23 protein-coding genes, 1 pseudogene and 1 riboswitch are annotated in these 20513 nt (G+C 43.2%); of the genes and pseudogenes, 7 read left to right on the top strand and 17 right to left on the bottom strand.

What is annotated here, in order from left to right:
• Nucleotides 1-348: 348 nt before the first annotated feature.
• Nucleotides 349-1455, top strand: coding sequence for a M20/M25/M40 family metallo-hydrolase (locus tag VIA_RS14545; protein WP_004413781.1), 1107 nt, complete (start codon nt 349-351; stop codon nt 1453-1455).
• Between the two features lie 79 nt (nt 1456-1534).
• On the opposite strand, the gene VIA_RS14540 is transcribed toward VIA_RS14545, so the two are convergent.
• The 3 genes from VIA_RS14540 to VIA_RS22425 form a co-directional block, all read right to left on the bottom strand.
• Entirely contained in the window at nt 1535-3319 is a 1785-nt protein-coding gene (locus VIA_RS14540; protein WP_004413779.1) for a putative bifunctional diguanylate cyclase/phosphodiesterase, read from the bottom strand.
• Nucleotides 3320-3482: 163 nt separating this feature from the next.
• The gene (locus VIA_RS14535) at nt 3483-4217 is read right to left on the bottom strand and encodes a hypothetical protein (protein WP_004413778.1); all 735 of its coding nucleotides are present in this window, start codon (nt 4215-4217) and stop codon (nt 3483-3485) included.
• A 17-nt stretch (nt 4218-4234) separates the two neighbouring features.
• Nucleotides 4235-4393, bottom strand: coding sequence for a hypothetical protein (locus VIA_RS22425; protein WP_004413776.1), 159 nt, complete (start codon nt 4391-4393; stop codon nt 4235-4237).
• Nucleotides 4394-4615: 222 nt separating this feature from the next.
• Here VIA_RS22425 and VIA_RS14525 point away from each other — a divergent pair, with 222 nt between their 5' ends.
• Nucleotides 4616-4954, top strand: a complete 339-nt coding sequence (locus VIA_RS14525) for a 50S ribosome-binding protein YggL (RefSeq protein WP_004413774.1) — start codon at nt 4616-4618, stop codon at nt 4952-4954.
• 38 nt (nt 4955-4992) lie between these two features.
• Here the strand turns inward: VIA_RS14525 and VIA_RS14520 are convergent, their stop codons facing one another.
• Entirely contained in the window at nt 4993-5235 is a 243-nt protein-coding gene (locus VIA_RS14520) for a hypothetical protein (protein WP_004416442.1), read from the bottom strand.
• Nucleotides 5236-5650: 415 nt separating this feature from the next.
• Nucleotides 5651-5766, top strand: a riboswitch (glycine riboswitch).
• A gap of 107 nt (nt 5767-5873) precedes the next feature.
• Here VIA_RS14520 and VIA_RS14515 point away from each other — a divergent pair.
• Complete coding sequence (locus tag VIA_RS14515; RefSeq protein ID WP_004413772.1) at nt 5874-7247, top strand: alanine/glycine:cation symporter family protein; 1374 nt, start codon at nt 5874-5876, stop codon at nt 7245-7247.
• Between the two features lie 38 nt (nt 7248-7285).
• Here VIA_RS14515 and VIA_RS14510 read toward each other — a convergent pair whose 3' ends face one another.
• A complete protein-coding gene (locus VIA_RS14510) occupies nt 7286-7912 on the bottom strand; it encodes a LysE family translocator (protein ID WP_004413770.1) in 627 nt (208 codons plus the stop codon).
• 187 nt (nt 7913-8099) lie between these two features.
• On the opposite strand from VIA_RS14510, the gene VIA_RS14505 reads away from it, so the two are divergent.
• Nucleotides 8100-9581 carry a carboxypeptidase M32 gene (locus VIA_RS14505; protein ID WP_004413768.1) on the top strand — a complete coding sequence of 494 codons (1482 nt, stop codon included), beginning with the start codon at nt 8100-8102 and terminating at the stop codon, nt 9579-9581.
• An 84-nt stretch (nt 9582-9665) separates the two neighbouring features.
• On the opposite strand, the gene VIA_RS14500 is transcribed toward VIA_RS14505, so the two are convergent.
• On the bottom strand, nt 9666-10004 hold the full coding sequence (locus tag VIA_RS14500) for a zinc ribbon domain-containing protein YjdM (RefSeq protein ID WP_004416444.1): 339 nt from the start codon (nt 10002-10004) through the stop codon (nt 9666-9668).
• 168 nt (nt 10005-10172) lie between these two features.
• Between VIA_RS14500 and VIA_RS14495 the strand changes: the two genes are divergently transcribed.
• The gene (locus tag VIA_RS14495; protein ID WP_004413766.1) at nt 10173-10385 is read left to right on the top strand and encodes a hypothetical protein; all 213 of its coding nucleotides are present in this window, start codon (nt 10173-10175) and stop codon (nt 10383-10385) included.
• Between the two features lie 89 nt (nt 10386-10474).
• On the opposite strand, the gene VIA_RS14490 is transcribed toward VIA_RS14495, so the two are convergent.
• From VIA_RS14490 to VIA_RS14480, 3 genes are all read right to left on the bottom strand, one after another.
• On the bottom strand, nt 10475-10891 hold the full coding sequence (locus VIA_RS14490; RefSeq protein ID WP_004413764.1) for a DUF6232 family protein: 417 nt from the start codon (nt 10889-10891) through the stop codon (nt 10475-10477).
• 134 nt (nt 10892-11025) lie between these two features.
• Nucleotides 11026-11406, bottom strand: coding sequence for a SpoIIAA family protein (locus tag VIA_RS14485; RefSeq protein ID WP_004413762.1), 381 nt, complete (start codon nt 11404-11406; stop codon nt 11026-11028).
• Nucleotides 11407-11599: 193 nt separating this feature from the next.
• The gene (locus tag VIA_RS14480; RefSeq protein WP_004416446.1) at nt 11600-11821 is read right to left on the bottom strand and encodes a VF530 family protein; all 222 of its coding nucleotides are present in this window, start codon (nt 11819-11821) and stop codon (nt 11600-11602) included.
• A 312-nt stretch (nt 11822-12133) separates the two neighbouring features.
• On the opposite strand from VIA_RS14480, the gene VIA_RS14475 reads away from it, so the two are divergent.
• Both VIA_RS14475 and VIA_RS14470 read left to right on the top strand, forming a co-directional pair.
• Nucleotides 12134-13078 carry an IS110 family RNA-guided transposase gene (locus tag VIA_RS14475; protein ID WP_004413760.1) on the top strand — a complete coding sequence of 315 codons (945 nt, stop codon included), beginning with the start codon at nt 12134-12136 and terminating at the stop codon, nt 13076-13078.
• A 212-nt stretch (nt 13079-13290) separates the two neighbouring features.
• Nucleotides 13291-14103, top strand: a pseudogene (locus tag VIA_RS14470) (IS30 family transposase); the annotation flags it as partial.
• Nucleotides 14104-14128: 25 nt separating this feature from the next.
• On the opposite strand, the gene VIA_RS14465 reads toward VIA_RS14470, so the two are convergent.
• The 8 genes from VIA_RS14465 to VIA_RS14430 all read right to left on the bottom strand — a co-directional run bounded on the left by VIA_RS14465 (nt 14129) and on the right by VIA_RS14430 (nt 20391).
• On the bottom strand, nt 14129-14476 hold the full coding sequence (locus tag VIA_RS14465; protein WP_004416447.1) for a hypothetical protein: 348 nt from the start codon (nt 14474-14476) through the stop codon (nt 14129-14131).
• Between the two features lie 66 nt (nt 14477-14542).
• Nucleotides 14543-15334, bottom strand: coding sequence for a zinc metalloprotease (locus VIA_RS14460; RefSeq protein ID WP_004413756.1), 792 nt, complete (start codon nt 15332-15334; stop codon nt 14543-14545).
• 638 nt (nt 15335-15972) lie between these two features.
• Nucleotides 15973-16824: an IS3 family transposase gene (locus VIA_RS14455; protein WP_004413755.1), complete on the bottom strand. Its 852-nt coding sequence runs from the start codon at nt 16822-16824 to the stop codon at nt 15973-15975.
• A complete protein-coding gene (locus VIA_RS14450) occupies nt 16821-17129 on the bottom strand; it encodes a transposase (protein WP_004413754.1) in 309 nt (102 codons plus the stop codon). Before VIA_RS14450 ends, VIA_RS14455 begins: the two co-directional genes overlap by 4 nt.
• Nucleotides 17130-17339: 210 nt before the next feature.
• Nucleotides 17340-17753 (bottom strand): lysozyme inhibitor LprI family protein, encoded by a 414-nt coding sequence (locus VIA_RS14445; RefSeq protein ID WP_004413753.1) that lies wholly within the window; start codon nt 17751-17753, stop codon nt 17340-17342.
• 178 nt (nt 17754-17931) lie between these two features.
• On the bottom strand, nt 17932-18348 hold the full coding sequence (locus VIA_RS14440) for a globin family protein (RefSeq protein WP_004416451.1): 417 nt from the start codon (nt 18346-18348) through the stop codon (nt 17932-17934).
• A 258-nt stretch (nt 18349-18606) separates the two neighbouring features.
• Complete coding sequence (locus VIA_RS14435) at nt 18607-19359, bottom strand: DUF5677 domain-containing protein (RefSeq protein WP_004413752.1); 753 nt, start codon at nt 19357-19359, stop codon at nt 18607-18609.
• Nucleotides 19360-20091: 732 nt separating this feature from the next.
• A complete protein-coding gene (locus VIA_RS14430; protein WP_004416453.1) occupies nt 20092-20391 on the bottom strand; it encodes a hypothetical protein in 300 nt (99 codons plus the stop codon).
• Between the last annotated feature and the right edge of the window lie 122 nt (nt 20392-20513).

The following is a 20513-nucleotide window of genomic DNA, read 5'->3' as shown; positions in this document are numbered from 1 at the left end:
ATAAATGAACCTTTCCCCCCTAGTTTACAATCTTCTCACCGGCTCAAATAAAGTGTAAACAGGTTGTTAGCCGCAAGTGTAATCATTTAAATTCAAATGCTTAGAGTAAAATTATGAGTAACATTTTGTTTACATAGCCATGTTCCGTACATCTATATAGACATATTCGTTGTAACCCTCTGGACAGCATTCGACGACGACGTAAACCACACCAACAAACATTAGTACTACGACTCAATAAAATTTACTGAAAATTGACCAAGAGCGGCTGATTAATTGATTTAACGCAGGCTTTGTCGCGAGCCACAACGCTAATGTATTGCCTCTGTTCCCATACAAGGTATTACAATGACTCAAATAAACCGTGAACGCTTAATCAACCACTTCTGCCAACTGATCCAAATCGACAGTGAATCGCGTGATGAAAAACTGATCGCAGAAACACTCTCAGAGCAACTTGGTGAGCTTGGCTTTTCTGTACATAAACTGCCTGTTCCTCAAGAGATCTCTAACGGCTTTAACATCTACGCTCGCCTAGAAGGTCAACTCGATGAAAGTATCGTACTGAGCTGTCATATGGATACCGTTACTCCAGGTAAAGGTATTGAGTCCGTAATCGAAGACGGCATCATTCGCTCAAAAGGCAACACGATTCTTGGTGGTGATGATAAGTCAGGCATTGCAGCGATTATGGAAGCGGTTCGTCTTATCCAAGAACAAAACGCAGACCATAAAACGATTGAGATTGCGTTTACTGTTCACGAAGAAGGTGGCTTGTTTGGCTCTGAACACTTCGACATGTCATTTATTCAGTCTGACAAAGCGATCGTACTAGATACTGGCGGCCCAATTGGCACTATCGTCAATGCAGCCCCTGGCCAACAAAAGATCGTCGCTAAGTACATTGGTAAACCTGCTCATGCGGGACTGGCGCCAGAAGAAGGTATCAGTGCTATTCAGGTAGCAGCAGACGCCATCACTCAAATGAACCTGCTGCGTATCGATGAGGAAACCACCGCTAACATTGGTATCGTCCAAGGCGGCTGTGCAACAAATATCGTTATGCCTGAGCTAAAAATCGTCGCTGAGGCACGCTCACTGAATGATGAAAAACTGACTGCTCAAGTTGAACATATGATCGCAACGTTTCAAGCGGCAGCAGACAAGCATGGTGCTCAAGTAGAGATCGAGTCAACTCGTGCCTACAACGCCTTTGTTATCGATGACAACCACCCACATATTCAATCCGTTAAGTCTTCCTTTGAAGCAATTGGTGCCAATCCTTACACCAAAGGAACAGGTGGCGGCAGCGACGCAAATAACTTCAACGCTAAGGGTCTTACAACGGTGAATATCTCAACGGGGATGGCTAAGGTCCACACGACTGAAGAGTTCATCGCGGTTGAGGATATGGTAAAAGTCACTGAGTTCATGCTTCACTATCTGACGCATTAATCATTCGCTACGCCCTTTCAAAAAGCCGCATGATGCGGCTTTTTATTTGTGAGATTCCCGCTGATTTACGAATAGCTACTTATTTTCTAATAACGGTGGGCTCACTCACCTCTTGCTGTTTGAGCATTGAGAAGAACTCATCTCGAGACAACGGTTGGGAAAACAGATAACCCTGATACTGGTCACACTGCTCTTGCGCAAGTACATCCAGTTGTTCTTGCGCTTCAACCCCTTCAGCCACTAGCTTGATCCCCAAGCTGTGGCCCATTTGAATGATGGTTCGAATCAGAATGCGGTCAGAATGGCTGGTCGCACACTCATCCACAAAGCATTTGTCAATCTTGATGATATCGACGGGTAATTGCTTAAGATATTTGAGACTTGAGTACTCAACACCGAAATCATCAATCGCAATAGAGACACCAATCGCCCGCAACTGTCGACAGATATCGGTGATGCTCTCGGGATCACTCATCAACGTTGATTCCGTAATTTCTAATTGCAACAAGTGAGAAGGCAGTTTGATCTCTTTCAGCGCTTTGACAACCACATCAAACAGGTCCGCATGTGCAAACTGAACCGTTGACACATTGACCGCAATACACACTGGCGTTCCTGCATCATTAAACATCTTCGCCTGACGACAAGCCTCATAAATTATCCAGTACCCGACAGGAACAATTTGTGTGGTTTTTTCAGCCACTGGGATAAACTCAATGGGCGGTACCATACCTAACTGCGGATGGTTCCAACGCAACAACGCTTCTGCTCCCATGACTTGAGCAGAATCCACAGAAACTTTCGGCTGGAACATCAACACAAATTGCTCACTTTTTAATGCCGATTTAATTTCGGTTTCTATTTGGTGCTGGCGTATCGTTTCACCGAGTAACTCGTCGTTGAACCAGCAAACATTATTTTCATGCTCTGAACGAGCCTTGAATAAAGCAAAATCGGCGTTCTTTTCCCATACTTCGTTACTGCCCGATGCATCTTCTGCAAGCGCAATCCCCATACAAAAACTCAGGCGGTGCGAGGTATCGTCAACGCTGTACATGACCCTTTGGTTTTTATTGAGCCTAAACACCAAGTCCTCTAACTTTTCTGTTAGCTCTTCACTTTCGACCAAGACTAGGAACTCATCCCCTCCCAGACGATAGACCGTGCCCTCTGTCCCAATCACGTCTCGTATATGCTGAGCAAAAGCGACTAGCAAATCATCACCATGTCGATAGCCCAACCTATCATTCACATTCTTAAAGCCAACCAGCCCAATATGAATCAACCCAAAGTGGAACGCGTTTGATTTATTGACCTGTTCGATCGCTTCTTTATAAGCATTCATATTTGGTAATTTGGTCAAATAGTCCGTTTGGCTCTTGGCTTTAAATTCCACCGCTTGTTGCTTTGTTTTCACATAATAATAGGTCATCAGGGTGGCAAAAAGGGTAAGAGCTGTCAGCTCCAAAGAGGTATCAATAAAAGCATCGAAGTCTGACAACGACAGTTGGTACAAATAACCATTGATCAAGGCTGCACACACCGCAATTGGCCACAGCGTGCCAGGGAAAAGTACGATGTAACAAAATGGCAATAGGAACAGACACTCTCTAATCGCATCTAAGGGAAACGGTTGGACCAGTCCACCAAAGATAAACAAAGCTGTCGCTGAAAAGGCAAAGATATGTTTGAAAGATTCGGACGTCACGACCAATGCCATCAGTAAGAACGCTGGGAACAAATAGTAGGCAAGCTCCCAAGGATGAGACTGGGAAATTAAGCCATACGAAGTGATGCCTACTGCACCAATATACGCAATATAGACAATTACCTGCATGCCTTGATTTACTTTAACCAGTTGCATCCTATGCCTTACCAATCCCTCTGCTCATATAAACAGTAGCGCAAAATCGAAACTTCGAGAGAACGAAATGAATATATTGTTCTATTTAAACTTAACGACACACAAAAAAAGCGCCTAATTAGGCGCTTTATATTGATATTGACTGATTAGTTGTGAACGATACCTACAGGCCAAGCTCTTCTGACAGCGCTCGCATCTGTTTTAAGTCCATTTGGTGAACTCGAATCATTTGCTCTATTTGACTCAAACGAGAGTTCGCTTCATCTTGCTTATCGCATGCATCTGATTTCGCGTCCCAAGACGTTCCCTCAAGGTAGACATCACACTCTTTTTTCAGCGTAACCAATTTAGGAGCGAGGTCGTCGCGCTCTTTTTCTAACGCTTCGAGCTCTTGTTTCACTTTGAGCTCTTGCTGGAACAACTCTCTTGAACGTTCAAGCATGGTCGCCTGCATATCAGCCTGACGGTTCAGTTTGCTGTTTTTCGAGTTCACGGTTTCAAGTTGCTCTCGCTGATTCGCGACTTGCTGCTCAAGCGAAAGGTTCACTTTCTCCAGCTCTTCCACTTGCAGCTCAAGCTTGCTCATTGACACTTGGTGAGCGTCTTGTTGCTCTTGGATTGCTAACTGCAGCTTTTGCTCAACTTCATCATCCACCTTAGCAACTTTTTCTTCGACGCGAACGGCCATCTGATTCTTGTCAGCAGCTAGAGTTTGATATTGCTGCTCTAACGTATGGTAGGTCTCTTCCCATTTTTTCGCCGTTAACGTTGAGCCAATCAAGCCCCCTAATGCCAAGCCTAAAACGCCAGCAATAACGATATATATCTGAGTACGTTTATCTCGCTCTTCGATGACAACAACGTCATCATTTTCTTGGCTATCAGTTTGTTCGTTCAATTCTTTGCTCCAAGTCGTTAGCGGATGAGTTCTGTGACCATTAATGTCGCGGTATAGATTAAAAAGCCAGATACCATAGTAATAACAACGTATTTTTGTAGCTTCTCGCTGGTTCGATAACGTATCAGCACATAAGCTAACGCAATCAAAAATACTATAGCTAATAACCTTGTCATAACCTCTCCTTAGGCAGACTTTCTACTTCTTACTTTATACCATTTTTGTCGCTAAATAGTCAGAATTGCGTAGGTTTCTTGTCGAGTAGAGTGACCACTCTGGGTCAAAGTCGCACTAACAGAGCAAACATTCATCAACTACCGTAAGCAAGCTAGCATTTAATTTGGTGGCAAGGGGAATTTGGGGTATAAAGGACTCACAATTATCAATGAGATATTAGAATGAAACCATACAAATTAGACAATAAAAAACGTCGTATTCAGAAAAAACTGTTCTTAGGTGAGTTTGCAATGCTTGGTTTCGAACTAAGCTGTGAAACGACGATCAGCGACTTCGAACGTTACGATACATTTGTCGATGACTTCATTGATTATGTCGACGCTCTTGGCTTGTGTTTCGGTGGTGGCGGCCTTGAACTTTTTGAAGGTTTCCTATGCTGCACTGAACGTTATGCCGATGTGACTAATGAGCAAAAAGCGCAAGTTGTCGCTTGGTTAGAAGCTCGTGAAGAAGTGACATCCGTAAAAACGAGCGAACTCGTTGATGCTAACTACTTCTAAATAAAAATAGCGCCATAACGGCGCTATTTTTTTATCTGTTATCTGACTTCTAAACCTAAATTATACTGTGCAAGACATCTAAGGACGTAGCTGACTTTCAAAAAAGCGGCGATCACAATCGTACTTATATGAGCTGCAATTTGTTGATGCAAAGAGAAGGCGTCAGCATAAGGGTAGGAAATCAGCACACTCACAATCAAAGCGAACATCGTAACCAATAAGGCAATGTTGGCGTAAGAAAGTAATAAACTGAAAGTTTTTTTCGTTGGTTGAGCAATCATATCGACCTCACTTAAATCGTTATTATGTTTTACCTCTCCTATTGCAGATTCCTTGCCAAAAAACAAAACCTTAAAAAACAATAAACTAGAAAAAACCAAAGCCCAAAAAGGTCATATTGACACAAAAACAAATGTAGTCATTATGACCCAACCATATCCTTAAAACCCTCAGAAACAAGTCAACCAATTATTGCTAATTGATATGATTTTTTGGTTGAATTACACCAAAAGAATGATAAAGTTCACACGTCAGCACTATTTCAGAACTGTTGACTAACTTTTATCCACTAGTTGGATAATCGTTCCGATGAAGACTGCAGGAGAGTGGTTATTTACCAAATTTTAACATTTGGTAAGAATAACCTACCGAAGAAGTAAATCTTTCAGGTGCCACATTGTGGCGAGGACTGTCGTTGGAGGAACCTCTGGAGAGAACCGTACTACTTTGTTGTAGAAAGCGGTCGCCGAAGGAGCAAGCTCTACCCTAATTGGTAGTGTGAAACTCTCAGGCAAAAGGACAGAGGAGTGGAAAGACCTATTCTGCTGCATGGCGTTTGCTGTGCATCAATACCAGAGATCCGCGATCTCTGCGCTTTCACTCTTCTCCTTAAATAAGCATTATCACTTAAGGGGAAATCATGGATAACTTACAATCTTTACTTAAAACAATCGACAATTTTGTCTGGGGCCCACCACTGCTTATATTGCTAGTTGGTACTGGTGTCTATTTCACTTTTCGCTTAGGCCTACTACAGTTTCGACACCTACCTACTGCCCTCAAAATGGTCTTCAGTAAAGAGGACTCTAATAAGCAAGGCGACGTTTCCAGCTTCGCCGCGTTATGCACTGCTCTATCCGCAACCATTGGTACTGGTAATATTGTCGGCGTTGCAACCGCAATCAAACTAGGTGGCCCAGGCGCACTATTTTGGATGTGGCTGGCAGCATTATTCGGCATGGCGACAAAATACGCTGAATGCTTGTTGGCAGTAAAATACCGCCAACAAGACAGCAACGGTCAGATGATCGGTGGCCCAATGTACTACCTGCAATATGGTGTGGGCTCAAAGGCACTCGCCGTTATGTTTGCGGTCTTTGCTTTAGGCGTTGCCTGCTTCGGTATTGGTACCTTCCCTCAGGTAAACGCGATTTTGGATGCAAGCGAGATCTCTTTTGGTGTCTCACGCGAAATTTCAGCAAGTGTATTAACCCTTCTCGTTGCCTTCGTTACGCTTGGGGGTATTAAATCCATCGCAAATGTTGCCGGTAAGGTCGTTCCGACGATGGCGCTGTTCTATGTTCTTGCCTGCTTAAGCGTTATCATCATGAACGCAGATAAGCTGCTTGATGCGGTAGAATTGGTTCTCGTTTCTGCGTTTACCTCAACAGCAGCAACGGGTGGCTTCCTAGGTGCAAGTATTATGCTGGCTATTCAGTCGGGCATTGCACGCGGCGTATTTTCTAACGAATCTGGTCTTGGCAGTGCACCAATGGCAGCGGCGGCAGCAAAAACAGACTCATGTGTTAAACAAGGGCTGATCTCGATGACAGGTACGTTTTTCGATACCATTATCATCTGTACCATGACGGGCCTAGCGTTGATCCTAACAGGTGCATGGCAAAGTGATTTCGCTGGCGCAGCGATGACGACGCATGCTTTTGCTGTTGGCCTTAATGCGCAAACATTTGGCCCAATGCTAGTTTCTATCGGCTTAATCTTCTTCGCATTTACAACGATTCTGGGTTGGAACTACTACGGTGAGCGCTGCGTTGTGTATCTTTTTGGTACTAAAGCGGTATTACCTTACAAATTTATCTTTGTCGCTTTAGTTGCCTCAGGTGCTTTTCTTCACCTCGATATGATTTGGATTATTGCCGATATCGTTAACGGCTTGATGGCAATTCCAAACTTGATTGGTCTCATCGCACTTCGTCAAGTAGTCATTGAAGAAACCAAACAGTACTTTGCAGCCAGTGTTAACACCCTGAAAGAGCCACAATTGCAAAACTAGCCAGAAAAAGAAACAGCGACCTAAGTCGCTGTTTTTTTTTATTCTTCCACCATCAGTTTTATTCCTAAGCCGACTAAGACTGCTCCGGTCGTCATTTCCATCCTTTTCATAAAGGTCGCACTTTTCAACAAACTCTTTGCCGAGTTTAGCAATCCAGCCAATCCACATTGCCAGATCATCGCAATCACAAAGTGGATACTCGCCATCAAGCAAGATTGCACAAATGCCGAACCTTCAGGATTAATGAATTGAGGTAAAAACGCCAAATAAAATACCGCGGTTTTAGGGTTGAGGACATTAGAAAGAAAGCCTTCTCTCAGTGAGCGCTTAACATCGATTCGTTTGTGCGCGCACTCTGTCGCCAACGATCCGACTTCCCCTTTCCAAACACTTCTTAGTGTCGTTATTCCTAACCAAATCAGGTATGCCGCACCAACCATCTTTACAAGATTAAACAGCTCGGCTGACTGAGCTAAAATGGCAGAAATGCCCACCGCAGAAAACGTGGCATGAACAAAAAGGCCAAGACAAATCCCCAAACTGGTTGTCGCGCCATCGGCAAAACCTCCGCGTGAGGAGTTACGCACCACCAGCGCGGTGTCCAAACCCGGCGTCAGTGTAAGGATGGTTATCGCTAACAAAAAAGCTTCAAAATTATTGAACACGTCAACTCCTATGACAGTGGCTAAAGGGCGAACTATGTCGATATTGAACCGTCTTGCCCCGATTTAGCAATAATACAAGAAACAGACTTGCAACTCAGCAACATTGGATAAAACAAGATCTAATAACTTGGTCTACCCGCTTTAGGTTGGTAGACTTTGTTTTTTATCCAGTCACGGAAGGCGATTTATGAGCGCATTCAACAAATTAGTAGCCCATTCTCAGAAAATATCTCACTTTGAACACCTAGCTGCAATCGTCGGTTGGGATCAAGCAGCTGTGATGCCCTCTGGCGGTAATGAGGCTCGCAGCAACGCGGTTGCTGAGCTATCGGTTCATATCCACTCTCTTCATACACAGCCACAGCTTGCTGATTGGTTTGCTCAAGCTGAACAAGACACTCTCAACACTCAAGACAGTGCAACGCTAAGAGAGCTTAAGCGTCAGTGGCAGCAGGCAAACTTACTTCCTGAGTCTTTGGTGCAAGCGAAATCGTTAGCCGGTTCAAAATGTGAACATGCATGGCGTAGCCAACGCGGCGATAACGACTGGCAAGGGTTCGAAAAGAACTGGGCAGAAGTGGTTAAGCTATCTCAAGAAGAAGCGCAAATAAGAGCAGAGGCGAATAACCTAACCCCTTACGACGCCATGCTTGATATTTATGAGCCGGGCACGAGCTCTGAGTCTCTTGACGTACTGTTTAACGATGTAAAAACCTGGCTACCGGATCTGATTGATCAAGTCATCGAAAAGCAATCAAGTGAGCACTTCATTGAGCCACAAGGTACGTTTGAGACCAGCAAGCAGAAAGCGCTTGGTTTAGAAGTGATGAAGCTGTTGCAATTTGACTTCGAACACGGTCGATTAGATGAAAGCGTGCACCCATTTTGTGGCGGTGTACCGAGTGATGTAAGGATCACCACTCGTTACGATGAGAACGAGTTTGTTCAATCATTAATGGGCATTGTCCACGAAACGGGTCATGCTCGTTACGAACAAGGCCTTCCTACTGCACTCGCTGGACTGCCTTCGGGCGAAGCACGTTCAATGGGTATTCACGAATCGCAATCACTGTTTTTTGAGATGCAGGTTGGCCGAAGTGATGCCTTTATCGAGCATCTTGCTCAGCTTGCAGGTAAACACTTTACTCAACATGACAAAGCGCTGTTCACCCAAGATAACTTCCAGAAACTGTATACCCGAGTGAAGAAAGACTTTATCCGAGTTGATGCTGATGAGCTCACCTACCCTGCTCACGTTATTTTACGTTATGAGATCGAACGAGATCTTATCAATGGTAACATCAAGCACACTGATGTCCCTGAGCTGTGGGATAGCAAAATGCAGCAATACCTTGGCTTATCAACTCAAGGCAATTACAAGAACGGCTGTATGCAGGACATTCACTGGACAGACGGCGCATTCGGCTACTTCCCTTCTTATACCTTAGGCGCTATGTATGCGGCGCAATTTATGGCGTCAATGAAGCAAAGCGTCGATGTTGATGGTGCGATTCGTAGCGGAGACTTGAGCCCAATATTTACTTGGTTATCAGACAATATCTGGAGTAAAGGCAGCCTACTAACAACCGATGAGTTAGTGAAACAAGCAACGGGTGAAACGCTGAACTCAGCTTACTTTAAGCAGCACCTGTCAAGTCGTTACCTATAACTCTCACTAACAATAAAAGCGCCTCAGTCACATAAGTGATTGAGGCGTTTCTCTATCGAATTGGCTTTGAATAATAGAATATGTTTAAGCTTTTTTGACATATTTCGCGGTGACCATCATCTCGCCGCCTTTATCCAATTTACAATCAAGTTGATGATCTTTGCCTTCAACAATGCGTCGAATGGTCGCTTTGGTGCCAATCTTTAGCACCGCCGAACTTCCTTTCACTTTGAGATCTTTAATGAACGTAACCTTATCACCTTGCTCAAGTACCGCTCCATTCACATCTTTGATTGCATTGGCTTTTTTCTCTGCAGCGATTTCCTCAGGGTTCCATTCATACGCACACTCAGGACACACTAAGTTACTTTGATCTTGATACACATATTCAGAGGAACAATTTGGACAAGGAGGAAACGACATAACTATCTCTTTATTCAGTGACTATTGACCCCTATGGTAAAGCCTAATTGCACCTTAGGCGAGTAATATGAGCCTGTTTCATTGCATATAGAATCAACTAAAGTTGTATAAGCATTCATTTTCATACTACGCTTTATCTGCAACAGATTAACTAAGGAGGAGATGATTATGGACAAGTTGCTTTCATCAGCGTTAGAAATTGGCCAACGAACTCAGGTCACCAGCTTATTCGCGAGTAAAGGTTTCAAGATAGCCATGACCGACTTTGACGACGTCATATTTGAAAAAGCGGGTGTTCGAGTCAATGTGCATTTTGACCGAGCCTCAAACGCACAATCCGTCTCTATTCTAGGTAGCCGATCTGAGCGACTCCTTAAGTAAATCGCAAAACTCTCCACCTTTAGACAAGTTGAACGATAATTTATCCCAGAACAACAAAAAGCCCGCCATATAAAATGACGAGCTTTCTACTACACCTGATTGCGCATGGTACGCTCAACCTCTTTAAAGACGCTATACTCTTCTTTCGTACAGCCTCGAGCGATTGCTACCCAATGGTCTCCGGTTTCATCCGTACCTATAAACTCCGCTCTTAGCTCATACTTCCGCCAGCAAGAAAAACCGATAACGAAGGTAAGAGCCAACGCAATGAGTCCGAATTGTGGAACAAACGCCCAAGTCGCCGCTGAAAGAACCAAAGCGAGTGAAACAATATTCACTGCATTTTCTCTCCAGCCTAACTGACGCACCTCTACACGTTTTATTTTGTTCAAACCATAGAAGTCTTTGCCAACGGACAAGCCGTCATCGCTCACTTGAAAGTCGTCCGCCTTGTAATACTTACGAATTCGGTCCACTAGCCTTTTGCCATCAATGTTACTTCTCATCGCCTTTCTCCATGTTATTAAAGGCTAGTAAAAACTAATATAATCATAGAGTTAAGCTTGAAAAACATTTTATAAACCAGAACAATCATACAATCAAGAGAAATCGACATTTCAAATAGTAAGCACCTCAAGCGCTAATCGGTTAGCCACTCAATTGCAGACTGATAGTCACCAAATGAACGCATATCTCCAGAGATAAACCACCCGCCAACTTTTGACGCCAACTCTTGCCAATTTTTGTCACCATAGATCGCAACTTTCTCTAGTTTGAAACCGAGCTTTAAGCCCAGTTCAAAATCATCCCACGCTGCGCGTAGCTCCCAGCCTGAAAACTCGGTGATATCAACAAGCATCTTAATATGTTCAGCATTTACAGCTTGAAGTGTTGAGTCGAGAACTGGAGTAATAGCTTGATAATCGCTATGGGTAAGCTTTCCGGTCACTTTAAAGACGAGAATAGATTGAGAGTTTATACGCTCAATACCGACGGTAATGCCATGACGCTCTGTATTCATAACCAACTCCTTTACATTGTCTGTTGGCTATAGACTAGAACATCTGAACAGCGACGAGTGAGAGCAAGACTCCAGTTTTGGCGGAGTCTAAATAATTCAGACTTAGAATTTGTCGATTGGGAAGCTGTAGCAATTTCACCTGACAGCCCTCCGTGGTCACTCAGGCATATTTCTCGCAAATGTAGCGATATGTCTACTTACAAAAAGTCTCAATATACAAGGCTTCGACCTTATCTCTTGCCCACTGAGTTCGTCGTAAGAACTTTAGAGAGGACTTAATTGATGGATTATTATAGAAACAATTGATTTGTATTTCTGCATCTAAGCCTTCCCATCCGTAATGCTCTTGTAATCGCACAAGGATTTTTTCTAAGGTCAAACCGTGTAGTGGGTTTTGGGGTTGCTCTTGGCTCATTTTTCTACGTTCCTGCAATACATAAGCTTAAGCACGAAGTCTACCAGAATCATCCACATGATATTGAGGTTTTCTCACTTCGAGAAATAGACGTTTTATTCCGAATTCGTAACACTTGTTCCTAACTCAGCGCGCTATTTAAGGTAGTGTCATTTCAGGGCTTTAGCTGCCACTAAAGCCTTCTATGTAGCAGTTCGATTGAACTCTGGCTCCTCAGTTGAGAGACCGATAACAAGCATGAACGCTACGTAGACTTACAACACACTCCTGAATAGTCGCTGGAGTACGGGCACAACAAAGAGTTCGCTAGTTATGAATCAAACCATTACCGTCGGTGTAGATACCGGAAAATTACAATTAGATATTCATATTCGGCCTTTAAAACTGTTTTTCTCAGTCGAGAATACAGAAAAAGGTATCCGACAGGCACTTAAGATCATAAAACTCCACAGACCAAATCGCATCGTTATTGAAGCGACGGGCCGCTTAGAGATGCCTTTTATACTCGCCTGCGCTGAAGCAAAACTACCCATTGTGAGAGCCAACCCTCTCCATATCAAAAGATTTGCTGGTGCCATTGGTCGACGTGTGAAAAGCGATAAATTCGATGCTGAGCTGATTGCTTATTACGGTGAAGTCATCCAACCCGCCCTAACCTCGATTAAACCCAAAAGCCTACGTCTAATGAGTGACCTAATCACACGTCGCAATCAGTTACTTTCTATGCGAACAATGGAGAAAAATCGCCTTCAAATCTTACCGAAATCGTTGCATTCAACCATAAAGCCGATGATGACAGCGCTCAATCATCAAATCACCAAGATCGAAAAGAAGCTCGTCTTACTCATTGAACAATGCCAAGAATATCGTAGTAAAAGTATGATTTTGAAAAGCTGCCCGGGGATTGGAGATATCGCTGCAGCATCACTCATCAGCAACCTTCCGGAGCTCGGTTACATTACCAACAAGCAGGCGGCTTCACTCGTAGGAGTCGCGCCCATCGCCAAGGAAAGCGGCAGTTGCAGAAAAAGGCGGGTAGTTCAAGGCGGAAGAACACAAGTCAGGACTGTTCTCTATATGGCTATGATGTCTGCTATGCAATGCAACCCAGTTTTTAAAGCGTTTTACACGCGACTCGTCGATGCTGGCAAGCCAAAGAAAGTCGCAATCGTAGCATGTGTACGTAAAATGGTAGTCACCTTAAATTCGATGCTAAAAAATGACACGATGTGGCGAGAGGAAGTGATTAGTACTTAGCCATGGAAGAATTATCACCTTCTAATCAAATGGTGCAAAGTCATCGGGCGGCACATGTGAGCATTGATGAATGGAGTTACGCTAGATTACGATGCTTGGATTCAAGTACGATGTGCGACACCTCTGAACATAAAAACAGTGAGATGCGATAATCATGAAGTTTGCTCCCGCCAAGAAGTAAAAACATGAAATATACACACCTCACTGAGGTTGAAAGGTACTCCTATCAGGCGCGGAGAGCCCAACAAATGGCTCGTAACCGGCTAAGCCGCTCGCGCAGAAATAAGCGCTATAGCGATATCGACTTCAGGTTACCTGAAGCCTTGCTACGACTGGATTGGAGCCCTGTTCAAATCGTTGGATACCTAAGAGTAAGAGGCTATCCAACAATGAGCCACGAGCTCATTTATCAGCATATCTGGAACAACAAAATTCTCGGCGGAACCCTATGGAAACACCTACGCCAATCCACCAAGAAAAGACGTAAAAGGTATAACTCAAAAGACAGCCGAGGTCGGCTGGCAGCAAAGCGTCATATTACCGAAAGACCTGAAAAAGCTGAGCATCGAAAAGAGCCTGGTCATTGGGAAATTGATACCGTCGTTGGCCGCGGAACCAAGCACTGTATCGTCACTTTGGTCGACAGAATGACTGGCTACACTTTTATTGGGCAAATGGACGATAGAACAAACGAGTCGCTCAACGTAAGAATGAGCAAAATCATGACCCGCTCTGACTTACCTTTTAAGACGATAAATGCGGATAACGGCACTGAATTTCATGGTTATGTACAACTAGAAAAACATCATCACTGTCTATTTTACTTTGCAAATCCATACCACTCATGGGAACGAGGCACTAATGAGAACACTAATGGCTTGATACGACAATACTTACCAAAACGAACTTCCATGTCACATGTGACACAGAAGATCTGCAATGAAATTGCACACAATTTAAATACGCGCCCACGCAAAAGACTTGGGTATAAAACACCAACGGAGTATATTCATGCGCATCTGTAGAAAATGTCGCACTTCAAACTTGATACTAAGTGTTTTGATCACCACCGAACCATACTATTAAACCACTAGCAATAAGTAAGAATATACCTATCAATCCAACATTAACCGCAAAACTTACTTTATTACTTTCGTCTTGAAAGTCATTGGTTCGGGACACAAGTTCACGATGAACCATTAACGACAAAAAGTCTTGGTTAGCTGGATTGTTACCATCAAATGTAATAGCTGCCAATACAACCAGCAAAACTCCGCTATATGCTAAGTAGTCAACCAAGGCTATTGTGGATAAGTAATCAAAATAGTTGCGAGAAATTAGTAGAACTAACGAAATCACAACAAGATAAACTAAAATCCCTTTGATAAAACCCTTCATTGAAACTCCCTTTACATATAACGCCAAATTAAGGTGTGAATCACTCTTAAATTTATTGTTAGCTGTTTATTTACCTCTAAGACTCAAAGCGTGCTCGCGCAAAACTCGTGCATTGTCAGCGTAATAAGCGTTTCCACAAACAATATCCCCGTAACTGATATCTGGAGATGAATAGAACGGGTGAGTCTCATCTGCATAAGCCATGATCGTTCCTTTACCCCCACACATATAGCCATATGAATGTTTCTCGTATTTGCTATGAACACTTAGAGGGACTTGATTTGATAGATCAAATGGCATTCCATCAGTTTGATCTGATAGTGTCTCCATATCATGGTTAGCCCATGCTAAATGACCAAGTTCATGCTCTAAAACGCTGTCATCGCACGTTAACCCAATAGTGAAAAATTGAGGGTAGACTGAAGACATAGTCTCACCGCACCATTCAGTTGTGAACTGGGAAATATCTTTTTTGAAAACCAATCCATAAAGATTGGCTTTATCACTATTCAGACGCTCGATTTCTTCTGGGTAATAGTACTCTAAGAAACTATGTACAACCTCAAACTCTTCGCTTTCCTCACCAAGTATTTCCGACGTATAGACAATTTTATCCAATGTTCTGAGCATCGGAACACACGAATTTTTTAGCGCTTGATTTGAAAAATTCAGCCATCGCTGAATATGCCCTTCAATAACAAATGTGTCATAACGCTTTGTTACTGACTCTGAAACAAAAAAAGTGATTGGGGTTTCTACTACATCCTCAATCTGGCATTTAGGTAAGCGAATTTCATCCGCATGAACTTGCCAACAAATACCTACCGAAAGCAGTACTAACATTAACTGTGTTTTCATTAACTACCTGATTCAATTTAAACTGCTAACACCCAATTAACGTGTGAGCAGCGCAGACACTGAACTTAAACACTGCACCGTAAACACTAAATTCAACCCGAAGTGAGAGCGCCAAGCGTTGCGAATCACTGTTGAATTGTTTGTTATGTTTTACCACAAACACATGATTAAATTGAGAAAGAACTGCCATTTTCAACTAGTTTTCTGAGCTAAACCACAAGCTAAGAACCAACTTGGCAGCCAAAAGCGACCAACCCAAAACAAGTAATTCCACTTCCCTGTTCAATGAGGCAGCCCGACCAAGTAACAACAAGCGCCCTTTCTTTCCAACCAAAGCGCAAAACAATGGCAAATTGCCGAGGCAACTGCCAAGCTGAAATGCTAATTGACTAAGAACCTAAAAGCGCCTTTGAGCCAGTTAAACCTGAAACCGACCGCCACGACCTGACAATGAAGCAACCCACTAACATTGGCATGTTTTACGACCTGAGAGATTCAAGAAATTAGGTCGGCAATGCGGATTTGCTGGGTCTACTAGGAACGAATTGCCTAAGGGACAAAGAACCAGAGCCTAAGACCTTTAAGCCTTTGAATTTCAGTTAAACTGGTGTACCCCACAAAAAGTAGACAGTACATAACTACATACTTTCGTACTCAGCTGGGCTGACATGCCCCAACGCTGAGTGTCTTCTTCTGCGATTGTAAAATACCTCGATGTATTCGAAGATGCCCATTCGGGCTTCTTCGAGAGTTTGGTAGTCTTCTGCGTATATCAGTTCGACTTTCAGTCGACTGTAGAACGACTCCATCACCGCATTATCCCAACAGTTACCCTGTCGACTCATGCTCGGTACACCTCCATGCTTGCGCATGAAGTCTTGATATTTATATGCTCTGTATTGTACACCACGGTCTGAGTGGATAATGACGCCCTTAGGTGGCTTACGTGACTCAAACGCCATTTTTAGGGCATTGGTGATGAGCTCGACGGTCATCGTTGTCCCTAGCGACCAACCCACGATGCGCCTTGAATGCAAGTCCATCACTGTCGCTAAAAAAAGCCTGCGGCTCTTCACCCAGATATACGTGATATCCGTAACCCACTTCTGATTTGGCGTCTCAGACTCAAAGTCTCGTCGCAGTAAATTGTCAGCAACATTCGTCATCGCAGCCACATCCTTACTGTATTTAAACCCTTTACCATTACGTGCCTTGATACCTTTTTCCTTCATGATATCAGCCACATAATTCACGCAGCAGGCATGGCCTGCTTCGTTTAGCTCTTCGGCTATTCGCACTGAACCGTAACGTGCCCGATATTGGGCAAAGGTACACATGACGAGCTGTTCAAAGCGCTTTCGCCGCTTTGAACGCTCACTCGGCGTTTGATGACACCACTTATAGTAACCGCCTCGACTCACCTCTAACGTACGGCACATTAAGCTAATGGAATACTCACCGACATAGCTTTCGATGAACTCGTACTTCACTCTTGCTGCTTCGCGAAGTACGCCGAGACCTTTTTTAGGAATTCCATTTCATCTTTGAGTCGCTTGTTCTCGCGCCTTAGCGCTCGAAGCTCTTCGGACTCTTTCTTCGAGTAATCGACACCGTCTAAGGTGTTAAACTGTTTATCAGATAGGCGTGTGAACTGGCGCTTCCAGTTCCGGATCTGCTGGGCACTGATGCCCAGCTCCTTGGCAACGGAGACTGCTGTTCGGCCAGGAAGACTGGCCAGACGCACTGCTTCTTTACGGAACTCTTCGGTGTACGCTGGATTACGATGTTTAGCCATAAATCACCTCTCAATTAGACCCTAGATCTAACTTAGTAAAGTGTCTACTAAACGTGGGGTACTCGGAAACATAACGCCAAATTAAGTAGTGAGCAACGCTGCCACCTACCTAAAGTATTGTGCCGTAAACACTAAAGCTGATACAAACCAAAAGTGCCAAGCGTTGCGAATCTGCTTAAATTTATTGTTATGTGCGTGGTTGAAGTTCTACTACAAACTTGGTTCCGGTAAAACTGGTGGTGTGCTGTCCATATAAGTTAAGAAGTTTTCCCACAGTTCATGCGTTCTTTGCTTCGTTAGCTTAGTTTTACAAGATATCGCCATAACCCCACGAATAGTTCCATCACGCCATTGCGTATATACCGAGTCACAATGTGAGGACATATAGGTCTGCCAGTCCGTTTGAGCTAGCTTCATCGCTTCGACTAACTCTGAGTCAAACGAGTTGTGTTCAAAGCTAGCCTTAAGATACTTCTCTAGCTCAGTTTTCGCTGCATCAAGCTCAATAGCAGCACACCGACTTATCTGGATTGTTGTAAACGCAGCATCGCAATCAATGGCCTTCTCGTCAGCAAGGGCACCAAACGAAAGACTAGCTAAGGCTATGATTAGACTCTTTTTCATTGTTTTCTCCGAAAGCACATAACGCCCAATTAAGGGGTGAACAACGCCACCACCCAACCTAACGCATTGTACCGTAAACACTAAATTTGAAGTAGAAGCAAAAGTGCCAAGCGTTGTGAATCCCTCTTAAATTGCTTGTTAGGTTATTGATTACAAGCTACTTTCTCATTATAAAAAGCTAACTTTCATAGGCCTGCTTCTTCATAACTGTCGCTATAGTTCGGAATGTATCCACCCAAGCTTGACGTAATTCAGGTGTCCAAGAATCCCCTAAACCCACTTTGAGTGTATGAAGCAAAGCATTACCTACTGGTGTATAGTCTTTTGCTTGCACACCATAAGCCACATGCCTTTCCGCTAATTTCTGTAACTCTGGAACTAATGTATCAAGGTTGTCTAGCTCATTAACCGCGACTTTCAGTATTGCCATTAGTTTTCTTCCTTGCTCTTTCATACCGCTTTTAAACAGCGGCTTTAAAGACGGGTCAAACTCGAATAAGGTTTGATAAAAAATCTCCGCAGCTTGTTCAGCTATAGGTTCAACCTTAGAGAAACTGTTCTGTACAAGTTGTTTTTGTCTATTACTTATAGGCATAATCATGCTCCTAGCTACGCCGCAATCTATTGTTCAGGGCTGAGCCCTCCTATGCAAAGAGTAGCAGATACCTATAAGGCTATCCCCGCCTTTATCAAATTGGCAAGATTATAACTTTGTAAATTCGTTGAGAGCATTTTGACGCCGGTAACCTAACGCCGCATTAAGGTGTGAGCGACGCTTGGCTATACTTGAGCGAAGCGAAAATGCCAAGCGTTGCGAATCACTCTTAAATGCTTTGTTACACGGTGGATTACACTATTCCAAGTTTTCAAATTTATCGTCGAATTGTTCTTTTGCTTTGAGCAAATATTCCGAAACCCACTCAAGACAAAGTCCTGTGTATTGAATCTCTACTTGTGATTCGACACCACGACCTCTATTACCATCCGCCATTCTATAAAACCCCATTGGAAAAGTATGGGTATGGTTAGATGCAAATATGTATTTAAACCTGAAGTCGGAGACGTCACCACCACTAGCAGTCAGAATTTCATCCTGACTTTTGAAAAAGGCATTTTTACCTTTTAAAAAATGTGCTTGTTGTTTATCAGATAATTTACGAAACCATTTGTTTGATTTTAAATTTTCTATGACTTCATTTTTTACGCACTTAGCTTCTTCCTTTTCCTCGTAGTCCATGTCTAACGCATTGAACATTTTAACCCTTGACAGATGGTCGTGTAGATTCATCAATTGCCACCGAGCATTCCATTCTTCACTTGAGCATTTATCAATACACAGATAATAAAAAGTAAGATAACACTCAATTAGATCTCTAGTTAAAGATGCAACAGAACTGTAATCCCAGTGGGCATCCTTACCTATCTGGTCGGGTTTTGGAGCCAAGTGACCTATGGAGTGAGCGCAATTACACAACTTCGTAAACAACAGCGAAGCATAAAAATGAGAACTGGTTGGTGATGGTATTCCAGCGCACTCTTGAGACAGCTTTGTACACTCTAAAAGCGCAGACTCATATTTTTTAAAAGATTCGTGATAATTTTCCATTGAACCACCTTAGCCGTGTAACGCCCAATTAACGTGTGAGCAACGCTGCCACTGAGCTAAAGCACTGCGCCGTAAACACTAAACTCAACCTGAAGTGAAAGCGCCAAGCGTTGCGAATCACTGTTGAATTGTTTGTTATGTTTTACCACAAACACATGATTTAATTGAGAAAGAACTGCTATTTCTGACTATTTTCCTGAGCTAAACCACAAGGCAAGAACCAACTTGACCACCAAAGGCGACCAGCCTAAAGCGTGTAATTCCACTTCCCTTCCCAATGAGGCAACCCGACTGTCTTTCAACAAGCGCCCTATCTTTCCAACCAAAGCGCAAAACAATGGCAAATTGCCGAGACAACTGCCAAGATGAAATGCTAATTGGCTAAGAACCTAAAAGCGACTTTGAGCCAGTTAAACCAGAAGCCAACCGCCACGACCTGACAATGAAGCAACCCGCGAACATTGGCATGTTTTACGGGCTGAGAGATTCAAGAGCTTAGACCGACAATGCGGATTTGCTGAGTCTACTAGGGGCGAATTGCTAAAGGGGCTAAGAACTAGAGCCTAAGAACTTTAAGCCTTTGAATTTCAAGTAAACATAACGCCCAATTAAGGGGTGAACAACGCTTCCACCCAACCTAAAACATTGTGCCATAAACACTAAAATTGAAGTAGAAGCAAAAATGCCAAGCGTTGTGAATCCCTCTTAAATTGCTTGTTATACAAATTTTTCCTAGTGAACAATACCTAAATACCTTTCAGCACACCCCTGACAGTAACTATCTGAATGCATTGTCCCCTGTGGAAAATAGTCATTACACTTACTGCAAAAGCCAATGAATTTAGGATTTGATAATAAAGTTTCTATCTCATAGTCCAAATCTTTGAGCTCAATACTAGAATCCAAAGTCTTAGCAGTTACCCATTTAGCTCTTGGTTCATGAGGTCCATCCCATTCAACTGTACAAACCTGTAAAATGAGCTTTTTATTCCCTCGTTTGAGCCGTATAAACTCTTTGAACTTTGAACTCATAGTTCCTCCATTTGTATAACGCCAAATTAAGGTGTGAACAACGCAGACACCTTACTTAAATCATTGTGCCATAAACACTAAACTGGCTTGAAGTGAAAGCGCCAAGCGTTGTGAATCACTCT

It is taken from the genome of Vibrio orientalis CIP 102891 = ATCC 33934, from assembly GCF_000176235.1.
Classification (GTDB): Bacteria; Pseudomonadota; Gammaproteobacteria; order Enterobacterales; family Vibrionaceae; genus Vibrio; species Vibrio orientalis.
Note: the sequence above shows the minus strand (reverse complement) of the source record. Positions and strands in the feature narration are given on the sequence as shown.

Coding starts and splice junctions, on each gene's coding strand:
- VIA_RS14500 (WP_004416444.1), bottom strand. CDS start 10,004: ATGTCGTTTCCTCCTTGTCCAAATTGTTCCTCTGAATATGTGTATCAA.
- VIA_RS22425 (WP_004413776.1), bottom strand. CDS start 4,393: ATGACAAGGTTATTAGCTATAGTATTTTTGATTGCGTTAGCTTATGTG.
- VIA_RS14460 (WP_004413756.1), bottom strand. CDS start 15,334: ATGAAAACACAGTTAATGTTAGTACTGCTTTCGGTAGGTATTTGTTGG.
- VIA_RS14545 (WP_004413781.1), top strand. CDS start 349: ATGACTCAAATAAACCGTGAACGCTTAATCAACCACTTCTGCCAACTG.
- VIA_RS14490 (WP_004413764.1), bottom strand. CDS start 10,891: ATGAGAAGTAACATTGATGGCAAAAGGCTAGTGGACCGAATTCGTAAG.
- VIA_RS14485 (WP_004413762.1), bottom strand. CDS start 11,406: ATGAATACAGAGCGTCATGGCATTACCGTCGGTATTGAGCGTATAAAC.
- VIA_RS14440 (WP_004416451.1), bottom strand. CDS start 18,348: ATGCCTATAAGTAATAGACAAAAACAACTTGTACAGAACAGTTTCTCT.
- VIA_RS14465 (WP_004416447.1), bottom strand. CDS start 14,476: ATGAAGGGTTTTATCAAAGGGATTTTAGTTTATCTTGTTGTGATTTCG.
- VIA_RS14515 (WP_004413772.1), top strand. CDS start 5,874: ATGGATAACTTACAATCTTTACTTAAAACAATCGACAATTTTGTCTGG.
- VIA_RS14430 (WP_004416453.1), bottom strand. CDS start 20,391: ATGAGTTCAAAGTTCAAAGAGTTTATACGGCTCAAACGAGGGAATAAA.
- VIA_RS14450 (WP_004413754.1), bottom strand. CDS start 17,129: ATGGCTAAACATCGTAATCCAGCGTACACCGAAGAGTTCCGTAAAGAA.
- VIA_RS14540 (WP_004413779.1), bottom strand. CDS start 3,319: ATGCAACTGGTTAAAGTAAATCAAGGCATGCAGGTAATTGTCTATATT.
- VIA_RS14480 (WP_004416446.1), bottom strand. CDS start 11,821: ATGAGCCAAGAGCAACCCCAAAACCCACTACACGGTTTGACCTTAGAA.
- VIA_RS14435 (WP_004413752.1), bottom strand. CDS start 19,359: ATGGAAAATTATCACGAATCTTTTAAAAAATATGAGTCTGCGCTTTTA.
- VIA_RS14520 (WP_004416442.1), bottom strand. CDS start 5,235: ATGATTGCTCAACCAACGAAAAAAACTTTCAGTTTATTACTTTCTTAC.
- VIA_RS14475 (WP_004413760.1), top strand. CDS start 12,134: ATGAATCAAACCATTACCGTCGGTGTAGATACCGGAAAATTACAATTA.
- VIA_RS14525 (WP_004413774.1), top strand. CDS start 4,616: ATGAAACCATACAAATTAGACAATAAAAAACGTCGTATTCAGAAAAAA.
- VIA_RS14445 (WP_004413753.1), bottom strand. CDS start 17,753: ATGAAAAAGAGTCTAATCATAGCCTTAGCTAGTCTTTCGTTTGGTGCC.
- VIA_RS14505 (WP_004413768.1), top strand. CDS start 8,100: ATGAGCGCATTCAACAAATTAGTAGCCCATTCTCAGAAAATATCTCAC.
- VIA_RS14495 (WP_004413766.1), top strand. CDS start 10,173: ATGGACAAGTTGCTTTCATCAGCGTTAGAAATTGGCCAACGAACTCAG.